Origin of the sequence: Psychrobacter sp. LFX-11D, from assembly GCF_904846475.1 — a bacterium.
Classification (GTDB): domain Bacteria; phylum Pseudomonadota; class Gammaproteobacteria; order Pseudomonadales; family Moraxellaceae; genus Psychrobacter; species Psychrobacter cryohalolentis.
Map to the genome: position 1 here is coordinate 54,653 of NZ_CAJHAV010000011.1, position 15,495 is coordinate 70,147.

Consider the following 15,495-nt stretch of genomic DNA (forward strand, 5'->3'; position numbering starts at 1 on the left):
CCATCATAAAACTGTGATTCAATGCGCTGAATTAATGCGTTCGATCATAGAGGAATCAGTTTAATAGATTTAGCCTCCATAAGTACAATTTAGTTGTCATTAATTGTCTTGTTCCCTTAGCGTCAGCATTGGCGACTACATTTTATTACCGTTGTGATGCAAAAAAGACAGCTCAACATCTATATTCCAGAAAAAAATTGCGCAGTCAGTCTCACTATGTCATCAGATATTCTCGCGATCCTTGATGCTTTGCTGCCATGCGGCTGAACGACGCGTTCTGTCAGCAACTTGCCCAACCAATTGACCACAAGCGGCGTCAATATCATCGCCGCGCGTTTGGCGAATGGTACAAACAAAACCTGCTTCACTTAATATATTACTAAAAGCATGAATACGATTATTACTCGACTTATCATAATTTGCATGTGGGAACGGGTTAAACGGTATCAGGTTAATCTTACTTGGTAAATCACCCAATAATGCGACCAATTGCTCAGCATGCTCATTACTATCATTGACACCATCTAGCATCACATATTCAATAGTCACGTGTTTTTTATGGCGCGGATTTACTTCAAAAACGTAATTTCTCGCCGCTGCCATGAGCTGCTCTAATGGATATTTTTTATTAATCGGCACTAATTCATTACGCAGCTCGTCATTTGGCGCATGTAATGAAATCGCTAAAGCCACGTCAAGCTCCTGTGCCAACTCGTACATTTTTGGCACCACACCTGAAGTCGACAAAGTAACACGGCGCTTTGATAAACCATAAGCATGGTCACTGAGCATCAATTCCATCGAGCTGACAACAGGACGGTAGTTTAGTAACGGCTCACCCATACCCATCATGACGACGTTGGTGACGTTGTTTTCCCACAAGCTATGGTCAACATTTTCTAAACTATCATTTTCATCAGTCATATAAGAGGCATTTGCCACCCATAATTGTCCAAGAATCTCAGCCGCCGTCAAATCGCGCTCAAAGCCCTGCTTACCCGTACTACAAAAACTACAGTCAAGTGCACAGCCCACTTGCGAAGAGACACACAAGGTTTTACGACCGTTTAATTTGCTATCATCTGCGGGAATCAATACGGTCTCAACCAATGAACCGCCAGTGACTTCAAATACCCATTTACGCGTGCCGTCATCACTATATTGACGATGAATCACTTTTGGCGGAATGACACAGGCATTGGCTGATAATTTATCACGCAAAGATTTACTCAGATTGGTCATTTGCTCAAAATCAGTGACACCCTGCTGATATATCCACTTGATGACTTGCGTCGAGCGAAACGGCTTTTCGCCAATACTCTTAAAGTAATCCGCCAGTTGCGCTTGTGTCATACCTAGTAGATTGGTTTTCGCCTGCGCTTCATCTACCAGTTTTATACTCTTAGTAGTTTTAGCAGGTACATGTTGGACGTCAGTTTGAATAGGGCTTTGAGCAGTTGACATAATAAATAACCTTTTTGCATCTACTGGTATGAGCGATGCAATTGTTGAGATGGGTGTTGCTAGACGTACTCAATATATGAGTGCATGAGCAATCCGTTATGAGCGCATTTTTTACCAAAAACTGAAAGCAATATGCTGATAAAGGATTGATAACGCTATATAAAACTAATAATGAGGGAGAAAAGTTAAAATTTCAATATATAGTCAGACTATTATAATAGCTAAAACGGCTTATACCAAAAGATATAAGCCGTTTCGCTACACTAATTATTAATTAGCACTGTTATTATGCATAACAGCTATTATGCATAAAAGCGGCTATCAATAAAAACTGCTATTAACGCGTACGTGCACACACTTCTTCTTCATTGAAAAAGTAGCTGATTTCACGTGCTGCTGATTCAGCTGAATCTGAACCATGAACCGCATTTTCATCGATACTGCTAGCGAAATCAGCACGGATAGTGCCTTCAGCTGCGTCTTTTGGGTTAGTCGCGCCCATGATATCACGATGCGTAGCGATCGCATTTTCGCCTTCTAATACTGATACCAGTACTGGACCTGACGTCATAAATGATACTAGGTCGTTGTAGAATGGACGCTCAGCGTGCTCAGCGTAAAAACCGCCCGCTTTTTTATCATCAAGTTGCATCATTTTAGCAGCAACAATTTTTAGACCTGATTTTTCAAAACGATCGTAGATAGCGCCAATGTTGTTGCCAGCGACTGCGTCAGGTTTGATGATAGATAGAGTACGTTCGTTAGCCATGAAAAGCTCCTAATAAATAAGTGAGAAGTTAAATAATTTACATTGTCTGTGATCATTGCGCTGAGCGAATTCATTTATGAATGTCCAATGCGGATACGCAATACGATGCTCAGCGAATGATTGCTGCCTATTATAATGATTAAGACTGTAAATGATAGGATTAATTTACGGTTGTAACTTGCACAAAAGTAAATTGGATAAGCTTTTACTGCTCATCAATCTTTGATTTATCAAAAACAAAACCCCAATGTTTAGCATTAGGGTTTTGTGAATTAAACATATAATAGCGTTATAACCAATTAAGCATCATACGGGTCACGTAATACAATCGTCTCTTCACGATCAGGACCGGTTGAGATGATATCAACTGGGCAACCAATCAATGCTTCAATACGTTTGATATATATTTTGGCATTTTCAGGCAGCTCATCGTAGTTAGTGATACCAACCGTTGATTCGCTCCAGCCTTGTAAGGTTTCGTACTTAGGCGTAACTGACTCATAGAATTCAGCATCATGTGCGCCTGCACACTCCGTCTCAGGTAAGTTATAACCGACACCGATTAGCAGTTCTTCTAGACCGTCTAATACGTCAAGCTTGGTTAGACAGATACCTGACATAGAGTTTAGTACCACGGCACGGCGTAATGATTCAGCATCAAACCAACCACAGCGACGCGCGCGGCCGGTGGTTGCACCAAACTCATGACCGACTTTGGCCAAATGCGCACCAACATCATCAAACAATTCAGTTGGGAACGGGCCACTACCAACACGCGTGGTGTACGCTTTAGTGATACCCAATACATAGTCTAAATATAATGGACCGATACCTGTACCAGTCGATACACCGCCCGCAGTGACGCTAGAGCTGGTCACAAACGGGTAAGTACCGTGGTCGATATCAAGTAATGTACCTTGGGCGCCTTCAAACATTAGGTTTTTGCCAGCAAGACGTAATTGGTTTAGGTCTTCGGTTACATCGGTAACCATGCCTTTGATTTCTTCGCGCCACTCTTGGCAAAGCTTAAGCGTCTCATCAAAATCAATCGCTTCAACTTTATAATACTGAGTCAGTTGGAAGTTATGATATTCGATTAAGTTACGTAGTTTTTCTTCTAAGTCATCACGGAACAAATCAGCAAGCTTGATGGCACGGCGCGCAACTTTATCTTCATAAGCTGGTCCAATACCACGACCAGTCGTACCGATTTTACCACTACCGCGCTTAGCTTCGCGTGCTTGGTCAAGCGCCACGTGATAAGGCATAATTAATGGACAGTTTGGTGAAATACGTAGGCGCTCACGGACTGGCACATTCTTCTCTTCTAGGGCTTTCATCTCTTTTAATAGAGCGTCAGGTGCAAGCACCACGCCGTTACCGATGAAGCACGTTACGCCTTCACGCAAGATACCTGAAGGAATCAGATGTAGGATGGTGGTTTTGCCATCGACAACTAAGGTGTGACCGGCATTATGCCCGCCTTGGAAACGTGCAACGGCTGAGGCTTTTTCGGTCAGTAAATCAACGATTTTACCTTTACCTTCATCGCCCCATTGGCTACCTAAAACTACGACATTCTTACCCATGATAAATCCTTACCTTAATATATTGAGGTGTGTGCAATAAGTGTTTAAAACTACCTATCAAAACGAAAGTAATGCTAAAAACGATACTTTAAACAAAGTATATTTTTAACGACTTAATCACTAAATATCTTTTTATAGCAAACGCTTTTTTTATAGCATTCATAAATGTTAAATATTTTCAAAGTTAAACCGCGTGTAGCTGCCATTGGTTATCGACAAGGCTTAAACGATGAGTCATACCCACTGGAATATCTTTTGCCGTTAATGGCATGGTCACGCGATAGCCCTGCTGACGTAAGCTTGCCACTTGCTGTAATAATAGCTGCAGCTGCTCACTACCCAAATCCTTGAAAGCGTCATAATCGACCAGCACAATAACAGGTGCATCAAGCTGAGTATGCGCGAGCAAACGGCTGACATCCATACTAAAGCCGGTCGCTTGACGTGGCTGATTCGTGGCTAATTGATTACTTTTCATACCATCAAAGCGCCCGCCACGTACCAGTGGCTGAGTTTCACTATTGATATAACCATTGAACACAATGCCCGTATGATAATGATAGCCTGATAGCTCGGTCACATCGATACTGACCGCACACTGCCACTGTACTTGCAAGTGCGCTTTTAGACGTTGCAGCTCATCAATAGCTGTGACAATTTGAGCGTCTTGTTGCGCATTCTCTGACAATCTTCCAAGCAGATTTGCAATGTCATGACCAAAGCGCGCCAAGGTATAAAAATCGCTACCCAGCGGTAGCGCTTGGCAAACCTGCTTAAGCTCTGGCAAGTTCTTATTGGCATAAAGCTGCATCAATTGCTCAGTATCACTTTCTGATAATACTGCCAATTCTGCCAAGCGCTTAAATATCGCTACATGACCCAAATCAACGTGTAATGCTGCGCTCATCTCTAGGCTATTGAGCATGCTAAATAAGACATCAATCAGCTCAATATCTGCTGCAATGTACTCACAACCAAATATCTCAGCGCCTAATTGCAACGGTGTACGTGAACCAAAAAGCCCCGATGGCAAGGTATGAATGACATCGCCTGCATAGCAATAACGCGCGATTCCATCACCGCCATGATGTGCATCAATACGTAGAATCTGCGGCGTGATATCCGCGCGTATACCCATTAAGCGACCAGTTAGCTGATCGATAATCTTAAAGGTTTGACGCTTTAGATCTTCTGAGGCACCGCTCAGTAGTGATTCGGTAAACTCAATCATTGGCGGATTGACCAACTGATAGCCATGGCTGATAAGTTGCTGGATCAATTGATGTCTAAGCACTTCTTGTTTATGGGCGTCTTCAAACAACACATCAACCACCCCATCAGGCAGCAACCAGCTATTAGCAACATCGCTGGCAAGATTGCTTAAATAAGGTAAACGGTTGGGTGCGGCAGTATTATCAGCGGGCTGAGTAGCCGCTTGCTTGAGGGTATTTTGCAGGGCAGGTTTTGCAGAATCAGGACTGGCAGACACAATAAATCCTTGTTTGGCGTATCGCTTACCAAAAGCGCGGTAAAGATGCGGTACTTAAAGGTTATATTTCCAATTGCATAGATATCAGGCGTTTTTTATTTTTCACGCGCAACATCACTGACCCAATTATTGATAAGCAAACTAGGTAACCGCAAAAGGGTGAGTAATAGTATTAGTTGGGATGATAAGACGAGTATCTTTATGCGCTAAAATTTATGTGATAGAAAACTATGATAAATAATCAAGGCACTTTATGCTTTAGTTTAGCATAGCAGCTAAGCTTCGCCTAGTGACAATTAACGGCAATCGCCATCTAATTTATTCTATTAACCTTAAAAACTGTCTTTTTTATGACAGATTTATCATCATAAATACCGTATTTCTATAGAGACAATATAGTGTTAACGGCGCAATATTTCCTTTAACTATCTGTTGCATCTATCGTTGAATAACGTCTTAGATGTGCACTCATGTTACACTAGCCTATATTTTTATTTTGGAAGCCTTATGTCATCTGATTATCATCCAAATCCTGCTACCAACCAAGCCAATGTGCTTGGCACTGCCCTAGCCAGCTGTTGTTTTGATCCGCTTACCGGTTATTATCGTAATGGCTTTTGTCATACGGGCAACCATGATGTTGGTCAACATACCGTTTGCGCCAAAATGACCAGCGAGTTTTTAAACTTTTCAGCCAGTCGCGGTAACGATTTGATTACGCCATTGCCCGAGTATGGTTTCGCCGGTCTACAACCAGGTGACTACTGGTGTATTTGTGCGCTACGTTGGGTTGAAGCACTCGATTTAGGCATGGCACCACAAATCAAGCTTGAAGCATGTCATGAGAGCTTATTAAATTTGGTCGATATTGAGACGCTAAAACGCTTTGCCTTGTAATCCGCATCAGTTGCAGAAGTTATTTTATATTTATTTTTATACTTAGACAGAAGGAGTAGGTATGAATCAAGATGATGACCTGATTGTCAAAACGGCAACGCGTATCACACCTGAGTCTAATGTCAGTCTTATTGACGCCACTATCATAGACGAGCACTCCTATTTAGACAATTATGACAGCTATATCTATGGCGATTCTGATGCAACGGTCGAGGACACTATTGAGACCATGACCGTCTATGATCCAGACTCTGAACGCTATGAGGATATTGAGCCACTCAGTGCTAATGAAGTGGTCAATTGTTATGCGTATTCTCGTAAAACCGGTGAGCAGCTTAATAAAATAGCGCTCAGGGATGTCAGTCGCGCCTTGAGCAATAGTGGTCAGTTTATCTGGTTAGGTCTTTATGAGCCTAGCTTGCAGACAATATCCGAGGTAAAAGAAGCCTTTGATCTGCACGAGCTTTCAATCGAAGATGCCTTTGCCGATCATCAGCGCGCCAAAGTTGAAAGCTATGATAATGATACGATATTTGTGGTATTGCGTACTGCTAAGCTTGAAGGCAATGTCATCCGCTATGGTACTACGGCGATATTTATGGGCAAGAACTATCTGATTACGATTCGTAATGGTCCTTCTAACTCCTATGCGCCAGTACGTGAGCACTGCAATCGCCGCCCTGAAAAACTGCGTATGGGACCTATATTTGTCTTGCACGCTGTAATTGATTTTATCGTCGATAACTATATGCCAGTGACCGACCGCTTAGGCAGCTATTTACGTGAGCAAGAGCGCAATATTTTTACTTATGAATTTAATAAAGAAACGCTTAGAAATCTATATGAATTAAAATCACAATTGGTGCATATGCGTGCAGTTATTTTACCAGTGCAGGATATCTGTAGCTTTTTTATAAACCATCAAAAAAGCGATTTAGTCTCACCATTTTCGCATGCTGCAAAACCCTACTTTCGAGATGTGAATGACCATCTATTGCATTCTTTAGATGCCATCAATGGTTTAAATGAGATGCTCAGTGTGGTGATGAATACCTATCTCGCTATGGTAAATATGGGACAGAATGAGGTGGTTCGCAAGCTTGCTGCTTGGGCAGGTATTTTGGCAGTACCGACGGCGATTGCGGGTATCTATGGGATGAACTTCGACTTTATGCCTGAGCTACACTGGCAATATTCTTACTTTATCATCATGGCGGTTATCATTTCACTATGTAGCTTTTTATACCTTAACTTTAAGCGCTTAGGCTGGTTATAAGATAGTGTTTTAGATGAAAAAAGGGCTGCCATATATATATGGAAGCCCTTTTTTTATTAACAGATATTAACTATCGTTAGTAACTCATCGACACCTATCATCCCTTTATCGATAAAAATTATTTAAGAGACTGCTTATTATCAACACAAGGCAAATGATGCTCAGTACTGGTCACTTGATGGTCTTTCAAATAATCTTCTGGTCGCCCAAACATCTTAGCCGTCCAAGTTAATATAACAATTGACGCACTCAGCACCATAATGGCAAAGGAAATCGTTGCTAACAGCCATAAGTGAAAGTTATCTGATACCGCCTGTACATCGACGACTAAATGTCGCGATAACGCCGTAATCGCAATAAATATCAAGAACTGCACTGGCAAACGATGAGTCTTAAAATAGATCCCTATCATCGCTAACAGCTCTAGATAAATAAAGAGTAATAAGATGTCTTTCAAATCCGCTGAACCTTTTTGAAAGATGACAAAGAATTCTTTGCCCGCTGTCCAAACCACCACTACACTGATTAAAAATAAGATTATGTAATGAGAGACATCGACGAACTCTCTACCAATACCTTGTAATCGCTCATGAATATCCACGTTATTTTTAGCCATGTTAGATCCTATCAACGGTAAAGGGGTTGATTTAGCCTGAGTCTTTGTGCTGTCTACTGTGAAGTCTCAGGCTCCTTATCTATCGGCAATCGGTGCTCTTATGCTTAACTCATTAACTCATTAACTCATTAACTCATTAACTGATTAACTGATTAACTATTGTCTAAACCGGCAGCTTTTTCAGCAGCATCAACGGTCTGGCGAATAAGGGTATTAATCGTCATAGGCCCAACGCCACCTGGTACAGGCGTATAAGCACTAGCGATATTTTCTACACCTTGCAATTCGATATCGCCGACGCCGCCATTATCCGTTGGATGAAAGCCTGCATCAATGACCACAGCACCCGCTTTAATCCACTCTGCTTTAATCAATTCAGGTACGCCGACTGCACCAACTACGATATCAGCACGCTTAATATGAGACTCTAAATCTTGCGTTCTTGAATGGCAGATTGTTACTGTACAGTTGGCATTTAATAGCATCATCGCCATTGGTTTACCTAAAATGGCACTACGACCTACTACCACGGCCTCCAAACCAGCCAGCTCAATATTATGCTGCTCTAGTAAATGCATGATACCTTGCGGGGTACATGAGCCATAAGCGGACTGCTGCATTGCCATACGACCAAAGCCAAGACAGGTCACACCATCGACGTCTTTTGCCAAGTCAATCTGCTCAAAGCAAGCACGCTCATCAATATGAGCCGGTACTGGGTGCTGCAGCAAAATACCATGAACATCTGGACTGCTATTCAGCTCGTCTATTTTTGCTATCAGCTCTGCAGTCGTTGTCGCACTTGGCATCTCAACCCTAATAGAATCCATACCGACACGTTTACAAGCATTGCCTTTCATACGTACATAGGTCGCAGAAGCCGGATCATCGCCGACCAATATCGTCGCTAAGCTTGGTGTACGTCCTGTCTTAGCTTTAATAGCGTCTACACGCGTACTCAGTTGCTGTTCTATTTGTTTAGCAAGTGCTTTACCGTCCAAAACGGTAGCAGATCCTTGGGCAGTTGACGTAATAGACGCAATTGACATAGTAACTCCAATAGAGGGTGCGATAAAAAAAGTAAAGACAGCGCCGCAATTGCTTGCATGCCTGTCTTATCCTTGATCAAGGTATGATTGATACTCATATTGTACCTGCCTGAGCCAAAAAATCCTAGCACCCTATATTCGATTCAATTTAAAAAGAACACCGTACTGCTGGGATAAATTTTACGAAGCCTCTGGAGTGCGAAGCGCACAGCAAGCGAGAGAAATTTATCCCAGTGTAATGCTATTCTAAGCATAACTCCTTTATATTGAACTCACTATATTAAAAAGCCATAATTAAAAAACAATAACGTGACCATAAAAAAGTCGATCTATTAAATATTAATAGACCGACTTTTTGTTTTCAAGCACTGTCGTGCATTGATTAAGCAAGCATTTAATAAGTCTGCAGCTCAATACCTATACCTACGCCAACATCAGTGGACTGGATATCTGAATCTACGGCCCAAATTCGGCTAGAGATAAGTGCTTTGGGATTGTATTGATGCTCCCAAGCCACATCAATACCAGTCAACTTATCAGTCGTTGGGAATGCTTGATTAATGGCTTCATCGGCTTGATTTACCTTAGCATGCTGTACTTTTGCATTAATAAAATTACGGTTATCGAGCCATAAGCGACCACCAAGCGCGATACTTTCCGCATCGCCGCCTAACGCATAGCCTAATGGGAAGCCTTGCTGATAATAGCCATCTTTATAAGTACCATGATCATAAGAAACCCCTCTAACTTCACCGCTAGTACGGGTATCTGTATACTCAGCATAAAGCTGATAAGGTTTGCCGTAAGCAGCAGACGCATAATCAACACCGGCTAAATACATGTTTTTCGCTGGCAAGCCGCCTGCTTCATCTTCACCGATATATTGAGCATAAACGCCAGCAGGCACATTCACCAATGGCGCTAAATTTAAGCGCGCATCAAAACCGCCTAACTGATTAGCAGGGTCTTCTTTACCTGTATCTCCATTATCTCTAGTTCCTAAGAGAGCATCAGTAAAGGAGCTAAAGCTCTGTGGACGACCTTCACCGCCCCACATAAAGGTACGTGAAGCACCAACTTCTAACCATTCCCAAGGACTAGCCGTCAGCCTTGCGCCAAATAGCTTAGCATCAGGAATCGCCTCATAATCCTCTAGCTGACCGGCAAATAGCTGATACTGCCAAGGTCCAACCCACGATAAATATGGGGATATCGGCGCAGTTTGTTGATCTCGCTGCATGGTGAAACCTGTCACTGGTAAGCTTGCATCGCCTCGAATAAGGCTACCATCATGCCCAGGTCCCCACCACGTTGGAATTTTACCCGCTATCAACCACTGATTGGCAGCGGTACCAGCAAGGTACGAGCCCTCAAAGCTAACATCTGAGCTGTCATCGATAAGTTTGTCATTTTTTAAATTGGCTTGTAAATTAAATTCCCATTCCGCTTCGCTAAGCGACACGCCAACGCTTCCTTGTTGACCCGCCAGCTTATCATCAGCAAATTTTTGTGGTAGCTGCTCTCTATCGGTTTGTATATGCAGTGCTGCCGAGCCTTTTACCACTGAGTTGCGGTTCTGATTCAATCGCGTTTGTACCGACTGCAGGATCTGCTGCTGCGCTGGCGTCTGGGCATTAGCGCTATTTAAAGCGCGTTTGATCTCATTGGCCGTCAGCGGCCAAGTACTGGTGCTAATCTGCGCGACCCCTTGAGTATTCAACCAGTCAAGATCGGCCTTAAGCTTTAGATCGTTCATATACAGGTTTTGTGCAGATGCCAACACCGACACTGAGGATAAGACACTCAAACCCAATAAAATGCTTAGCTTCTTGTACATGATCAAATACTCTTCGGTTATAAAGGGTTTATTATAAATGCCAATGGCTTATAAATACTATGGGTCAAACATCCATTTGCATTAACGTAACTAAATTTAACTCAACAACTGATATCTTATTGGTTATGTATATTCGCAAATACGCTATCAATCGCCTGTACGGTTTGCTTAATCTCGTCTTCTGTCAACGTTGGATGAACGAGAAACATCAAGCTGGTTTCGCCAAGCTGCTTGGCGACTGGTAGTCTCGTCTCAGGACGTAAGCCTGTATTATCAAACGCTTTTTCCAGATATACCTCAGAAGCGGATCCTGAAAAACAAGGAACCCCTAAGTCATTGATCTCTTCAATGATCCGATCTCGTGACCACTCTTTCGGTAGGTTATCTGACTGCACATAGACGTAAAGCTTATAATAAGCGTGGGTCGAATCTGCAAACTGCAGCGACTCTTCTAACCTAGGTACAGAAAGATAGCCTTTCGCTTCCCATTTTGCACAGGTATCTAAGATAGCTTGAGCATTAGCCGTACGTTTGGCTGTCCAATCAGGCATTCTCGTTAATTGAATACGGCCAAGCACTGCTTGCATTTCAGTCATGCGCCAATTGGTACCAAAGCTCTCATGTAGCCAGCGATAGCCTGGTGGATGCTCGGTCTCATAGACCGCTGCATAGCTTTTACCATGGTCTTTATACGCCCACATTTTGCGCCATAATTGCTCATCATTGGTGGTGACCATACCGCCCTCACCGCCTGTGGTCATTACTTTATCTTGGCAAAAGCTCCACGCACCGATATGGCCGATACTCCCCACGCTACGACCCTTGTAACGCGCACCATGTGCCTGTGCACAGTCCTCTATCACATATAGATTATGCTGTTCTGCCAACGCCATGATGCCATCCATATCACAAGGCCAACCTGCCAAATGCACACAGACGATAGCTTTGGTTTTATCTGTCAGTACTGCAGCAATTGACTCGGGCGTGATATTACCAGTTGCCTCATCGACATCAGCAAATACAGGCGTCGCTCCCGCATTGACGACCGATGAGATACTTGCAATAAAGGTACGCGGTGTGACGATTACTTCATCACCTGCGCCAATATCTAACGCTTGCAAGGCAACGTCTAATGCCAACGTACCATTACCCATCGCAATGGCATATTTGCTATCAGCCCATTTAGCAAACTCAGTCTCAAACTGACGACACTCTTGCCCTGTCCAGTAATTTACCTTGTTGGATAATAATACTTGACTGACGGCATCAGCCTCTTCTTGAGTAAAGCTTGGCCAAGGTGAAAATGGGGTATTTAACACATTACTCATCCATAAAAATTGATTACTACCAACCATCTAGGTCGGTCTTTAGCCTGACAAAGGAAACACTACTTAGCCTACGCGCCAACATTTTTAACTACAGCAGCGCCTGAATACACAACTATAGCTAAGCAATATTTAACATGTAACTACCACTCAACAACTGTTGCAGCCCAAGAGTAGCCAACACCAAACCCAACCAATAATATACGATCACCAGATTTAAACTTTTGCTCATTCAAAGCTTCTTTAATACCGAGAGGAATAGTAGAGGATACCGTATTACCGTAACGCTCATAGGAGGTTAAGAAGCGTTCTTCAGCAAAACCTGTTTTAGATCTAAGCTTATCAAGCATAAACTTATTAGCCTGATGAAATATCACATAATCAATGTCATTTTTACTTAAATTAGCTTTTTCCAATAAAGCATTAACACTAGATGGAACAGTCTTCATCGTGAATAGAAGAATTTCAGCACCGTTCATATATAGATTTTTCGGTGCTCTTACGTTACCTGATGTATCTTCAGTCAAAATAGACGAGGCATCAGTAATTGGATTTTTACTACCCCCATCAGGCACTATTAAATTATCACCACCATTACCATCAGTACCAAATACAAAAGGACCAATTAAGTCATGGTTAGACTCTTTTCCTTTGATTAAGGTTGCAGTAGCAGCATCACCAAATAACGTCCGAACACTTTTATCACCTGCAGCAATATGCTTAGAATATGCTTCAGATGTAATTAATAAAATATTGCTAGCCTGCCCAGTCTCAATCAAGCCTTTTGCAAGACTCAATCCATAGACATAACCAGAGCAACCTAAATTAAAATCTAAAGCGCCGCAGGATGTTGGTAAACCAAGTTCAGATTGAACCAAGCATGCGGTCGTAGGTAGAAAATAGTCAGGACTTTGTGTACATAGCAACACATAATCTATCGAACTTTTATCAATTGCATTTTCAGAGATTAAAGACTCGGCAGCGGCCACAGCCATATCAGATATAGTCTGATTCTCGTTGCAAATATGTCGAGTATGTATTCCAGTTTTTGAAAAAATCTTATCAACGCTCCAATCAGGAAATTCAAGCGCTAAATCTTCGTTCGTTAGTGTATTTTCAGGTAAGTAAGAACTTACTGCAGCAATATAAGCTTTCATATCAATTCCTTAGTGAGCACTGTAACCACCATCAACATACAGTGTTGTACCAGTCACCCAGCGCGCCATATCACTAGTTAAAAAAGCAGCAGCATGGGCAATATCTTCAGGAGTACCTAGACCTAATGGGTGCTTGTCAGCTATTGCCATATATTGTTCAGAGGTAAGCTGTTGACTAAACTCTTTAGCCATTTCTGTTTGTACGTGTCCAGGTGCAATACAGTTCACACGTACTTTTAATCTTGCTAACTCAAGCGCTAAAGATTTGGATAGGCCTTGTAATGCTGCCTTAGAAGCTGCGTAAGTAGAAATCGCGGGCTCACCACATATTGCAGCGACTGAGCTTAAAAAGATCAGACTTGACCCTTGAGGATTAAAACGCCCTTTTCTACTGATACTTTTTGCTAAAAATTGAGCGCTTTTTACGTTTGCATTGAAAATATCATCAAAGTGGTTTTCTTTTAAGACCTTCAGTGGCAAAGTTTTTTGCACACCTGCACAGTGCACAACACCATCTATAGGGCCCATTTGAGTGACTGCAGTCTTAATCAGTTGCTCAACATCATCTGCTGAATCAAGATTTGAACAGAGAGAAAAATGTTTGTCTCCCTGCAATTGGCTTACAGTATCTGCTAAGCGCTCTTGATTGCGCCCTGTAACAATGACTTTAGCGCCTTGTTGACTAAAAAAAACAGCGGTTTGTTTACCGATACCTGATGATGCACCTGTAATAAGAACCACTTTATCTTTAAGTAAATTTGCTATCACATCACACCTCAACAACAGATAGTAAAGCAGTCTCAGAGAGGTCAGCATGAACAGCGCCCCAAGACAGACCAACGCCAAAACCTGCCATCAGTATGGATTCTCTACTCACAATGTTTTGACTGCATAAAGTGAGAGGTATGGACGCACTGCTCGTATTGCCGTAATCAACAATACTCAAGGGTACTTGCTCTGTAGTAAAACCAGACTTTTTAGATAAGTGCTTCAACATAAAGCGATTGGCTTGATGATAAATACATGCATTAATATCTGAACTTGTAACACCCAGCTCATTCATAAAACCATTGAGCATTTCAGGTACAGCAGCGAGAGTGAACTGAAAAACCTCGCCACCATCCATAGCCAAGTATGCTGAAGACATACCACGTTCCGCACTGTCTTGTATGCTTTTGTCTTTAGCTATGATGTGCTCAAAACCAGTACCATCAGAGCCTAATGTGAAGCTTAGTTTTTTACCTGTTTTTTTCTGTAACGCAGTTGCTGTCCCTGCATCACCAAATAGCAAACCTGTACTTCTGTCGTCTTTATTAACGATTTTACTGATCGTATCGCCAACAAGCAGCAACACTCGTTCAACACCAGAGTTGATTAAGCTCGCGGCTAAATACAAGCCATACACATAGCCAGAGCAACCTAAATTGACATCAAAAGCGATAGTTTTTCTACTTAAACCTAGTTTAGCTTGAAGAACACAAGCTGTGGCAGGTAGCTGATAATCAGGTGTTTGACTGACAAAAATCAGAGCTCCTATACTTTCAGGCTCCCAATCTAAGTCTTTAATAACTCGAACAGCGGATTCATAACAAAAATCTGATGTTGTTTGCTTCACGTTAGCTATATGTCGTGTTTCAACACCAATATTTTTAATTATTTTTTTGACTTCGGCTTCACCAAAAATCTTAGCTAGGCTAAAATTATTAATTTTATCTGCTGGCACAGTTGATGCTATAGCTGCAATATCAACATCATTAATAATTAACATATAAACTCCTGAGCACCTGCAAGCAGGCGCTCTGCATATCCTATTGAATTAAATCTAATAAGTCTTTAACACTTTTCACTGCAACCACTTCAGTTGGTGAAAGCGTCTTACCAAACTCTGAATCAGCTTCAGCCATAAATGAAACAACAGCTAATGAATCCCACATTTCTTCACATAGCTCTGTCTCTAACGAAACTTCCTCCAATTCACACTCCAAAATATCAGCAACAATTTCAAGTAATTTAGCTTCTTTAGACAT

General features: G+C 42.0%; 14 protein-coding genes. 2 read left to right on the forward strand and 12 right to left on the reverse strand.

Annotated features, from left to right (window positions below; translation table 11 throughout):
• Window positions 1-222: 222 nt before the first annotated feature.
• The 4 genes from rlmN to JMX75_RS09270 all read right to left on the reverse strand — a co-directional run bounded on the left by rlmN (window position 223) and on the right by JMX75_RS09270 (window position 5,311).
• Entirely contained in the window at window positions 223-1,464 is a 1,242-nt protein-coding gene (gene rlmN, locus JMX75_RS09255) for a 23S rRNA (adenine(2503)-C(2))-methyltransferase RlmN (RefSeq protein WP_227673155.1), read from the reverse strand.
• Between the two features lie 337 nt (window positions 1,465-1,801).
• Window positions 1,802-2,233, reverse strand: coding sequence for a nucleoside-diphosphate kinase (gene ndk / locus JMX75_RS09260; protein ID WP_011512998.1), 432 nt, complete (start codon window positions 2,231-2,233; stop codon window positions 1,802-1,804).
• A gap of 299 nt (window positions 2,234-2,532) precedes the next feature.
• The gene (locus tag JMX75_RS09265; protein ID WP_201532099.1) at window positions 2,533-3,822 is read right to left on the reverse strand and encodes an adenylosuccinate synthase; all 1,290 of its coding nucleotides are present in this window, start codon (window positions 3,820-3,822) and stop codon (window positions 2,533-2,535) included.
• A gap of 184 nt (window positions 3,823-4,006) precedes the next feature.
• Window positions 4,007-5,311 carry an ATP phosphoribosyltransferase regulatory subunit gene (locus tag JMX75_RS09270; RefSeq protein ID WP_041752991.1) on the reverse strand — a complete coding sequence of 435 codons (1,305 nt, stop codon included), beginning with the start codon at window positions 5,309-5,311 and terminating at the stop codon, window positions 4,007-4,009.
• 507 nt (window positions 5,312-5,818) lie between these two features.
• Between JMX75_RS09270 and JMX75_RS09275 the strand changes: the two genes are divergently transcribed.
• Both JMX75_RS09275 and corA read left to right on the forward strand, forming a co-directional pair.
• Window positions 5,819-6,208, forward strand: a complete 390-nt coding sequence (locus JMX75_RS09275; RefSeq protein ID WP_133105248.1) for a DUF2237 family protein — start codon at window positions 5,819-5,821, stop codon at window positions 6,206-6,208.
• A gap of 61 nt (window positions 6,209-6,269) precedes the next feature.
• On the forward strand, window positions 6,270-7,484 hold the full coding sequence (corA, locus tag JMX75_RS09280; protein WP_133105249.1) for a magnesium/cobalt transporter CorA: 1,215 nt from the start codon (window positions 6,270-6,272) through the stop codon (window positions 7,482-7,484).
• A 118-nt stretch (window positions 7,485-7,602) separates the two neighbouring features.
• Here corA and JMX75_RS09285 read toward each other — a convergent pair whose 3' ends face one another.
• The 8 genes from JMX75_RS09285 to JMX75_RS09320 form a co-directional block, all read right to left on the reverse strand.
• Window positions 7,603-8,100: a phosphate-starvation-inducible PsiE family protein gene (locus tag JMX75_RS09285; protein WP_133105250.1), complete on the reverse strand. Its 498-nt coding sequence runs from the start codon at window positions 8,098-8,100 to the stop codon at window positions 7,603-7,605.
• A 152-nt stretch (window positions 8,101-8,252) separates the two neighbouring features.
• Complete coding sequence (gene folD, locus JMX75_RS09290) at window positions 8,253-9,149, reverse strand: bifunctional methylenetetrahydrofolate dehydrogenase/methenyltetrahydrofolate cyclohydrolase FolD (RefSeq protein WP_201532100.1); 897 nt, start codon at window positions 9,147-9,149, stop codon at window positions 8,253-8,255.
• Window positions 9,150-9,543: 394 nt separating this feature from the next.
• A complete protein-coding gene (locus JMX75_RS09295) occupies window positions 9,544-10,986 on the reverse strand; it encodes a capsule assembly Wzi family protein (protein ID WP_201532101.1) in 1,443 nt (480 codons plus the stop codon).
• 116 nt (window positions 10,987-11,102) lie between these two features.
• Window positions 11,103-12,305, reverse strand: coding sequence for a DegT/DnrJ/EryC1/StrS family aminotransferase (locus JMX75_RS09300; RefSeq protein ID WP_201532102.1), 1,203 nt, complete (start codon window positions 12,303-12,305; stop codon window positions 11,103-11,105).
• A gap of 149 nt (window positions 12,306-12,454) precedes the next feature.
• The gene (locus JMX75_RS09305; RefSeq protein WP_201532103.1) at window positions 12,455-13,468 is read right to left on the reverse strand and encodes a 3-oxoacyl-ACP synthase III family protein; all 1,014 of its coding nucleotides are present in this window, start codon (window positions 13,466-13,468) and stop codon (window positions 12,455-12,457) included.
• 9 nt (window positions 13,469-13,477) lie between these two features.
• Complete coding sequence (locus tag JMX75_RS09310) at window positions 13,478-14,236, reverse strand: SDR family NAD(P)-dependent oxidoreductase (protein ID WP_201532104.1); 759 nt, start codon at window positions 14,234-14,236, stop codon at window positions 13,478-13,480.
• 1 nt (window position 14,237) lies between these two features.
• The gene (locus JMX75_RS09315) at window positions 14,238-15,236 is read right to left on the reverse strand and encodes a ketoacyl-ACP synthase III (protein ID WP_201532105.1); all 999 of its coding nucleotides are present in this window, start codon (window positions 15,234-15,236) and stop codon (window positions 14,238-14,240) included.
• Window positions 15,237-15,276: 40 nt separating this feature from the next.
• Window positions 15,277-15,495, reverse strand: coding sequence for an acyl carrier protein (locus JMX75_RS09320; RefSeq protein ID WP_201532106.1), 219 nt, complete (start codon window positions 15,493-15,495; stop codon window positions 15,277-15,279).

Excerpts from the sequence above, each read along its gene's own strand:
- folD (WP_201532100.1), bottom strand. The coding sequence starts at position 9,149 with ATGTCAATTGCGTCTATTACGTCAACTGCCCAAGGATCTGCTACCGTT.
- JMX75_RS09275 (WP_133105248.1), top strand. The coding sequence starts at position 5,819 with ATGTCATCTGATTATCATCCAAATCCTGCTACCAACCAAGCCAATGTG.
- JMX75_RS09315 (WP_201532105.1), bottom strand. The coding sequence starts at position 15,236 with ATGTTAATTATTAATGATGTTGATATTGCAGCTATAGCATCAACTGTG.
- JMX75_RS09295 (WP_201532101.1), bottom strand. The coding sequence starts at position 10,986 with ATGTACAAGAAGCTAAGCATTTTATTGGGTTTGAGTGTCTTATCCTCA.
- JMX75_RS09305 (WP_201532103.1), bottom strand. The coding sequence starts at position 13,468 with ATGAAAGCTTATATTGCTGCAGTAAGTTCTTACTTACCTGAAAATACA.
- corA (WP_133105249.1), top strand. The coding sequence starts at position 6,270 with ATGAATCAAGATGATGACCTGATTGTCAAAACGGCAACGCGTATCACA.
- rlmN (WP_227673155.1), bottom strand. The coding sequence starts at position 1,464 with ATGTCAACTGCTCAAAGCCCTATTCAAACTGACGTCCAACATGTACCT.
- JMX75_RS09265 (WP_201532099.1), bottom strand. The coding sequence starts at position 3,822 with ATGGGTAAGAATGTCGTAGTTTTAGGTAGCCAATGGGGCGATGAAGGT.
- JMX75_RS09320 (WP_201532106.1), bottom strand. The coding sequence starts at position 15,495 with ATGTCTAAAGAAGCTAAATTACTTGAAATTGTTGCTGATATTTTGGAG.
- ndk (WP_011512998.1), bottom strand. The coding sequence starts at position 2,233 with ATGGCTAACGAACGTACTCTATCTATCATCAAACCTGACGCAGTCGCT.
- JMX75_RS09285 (WP_133105250.1), bottom strand. The coding sequence starts at position 8,100 with ATGGCTAAAAATAACGTGGATATTCATGAGCGATTACAAGGTATTGGT.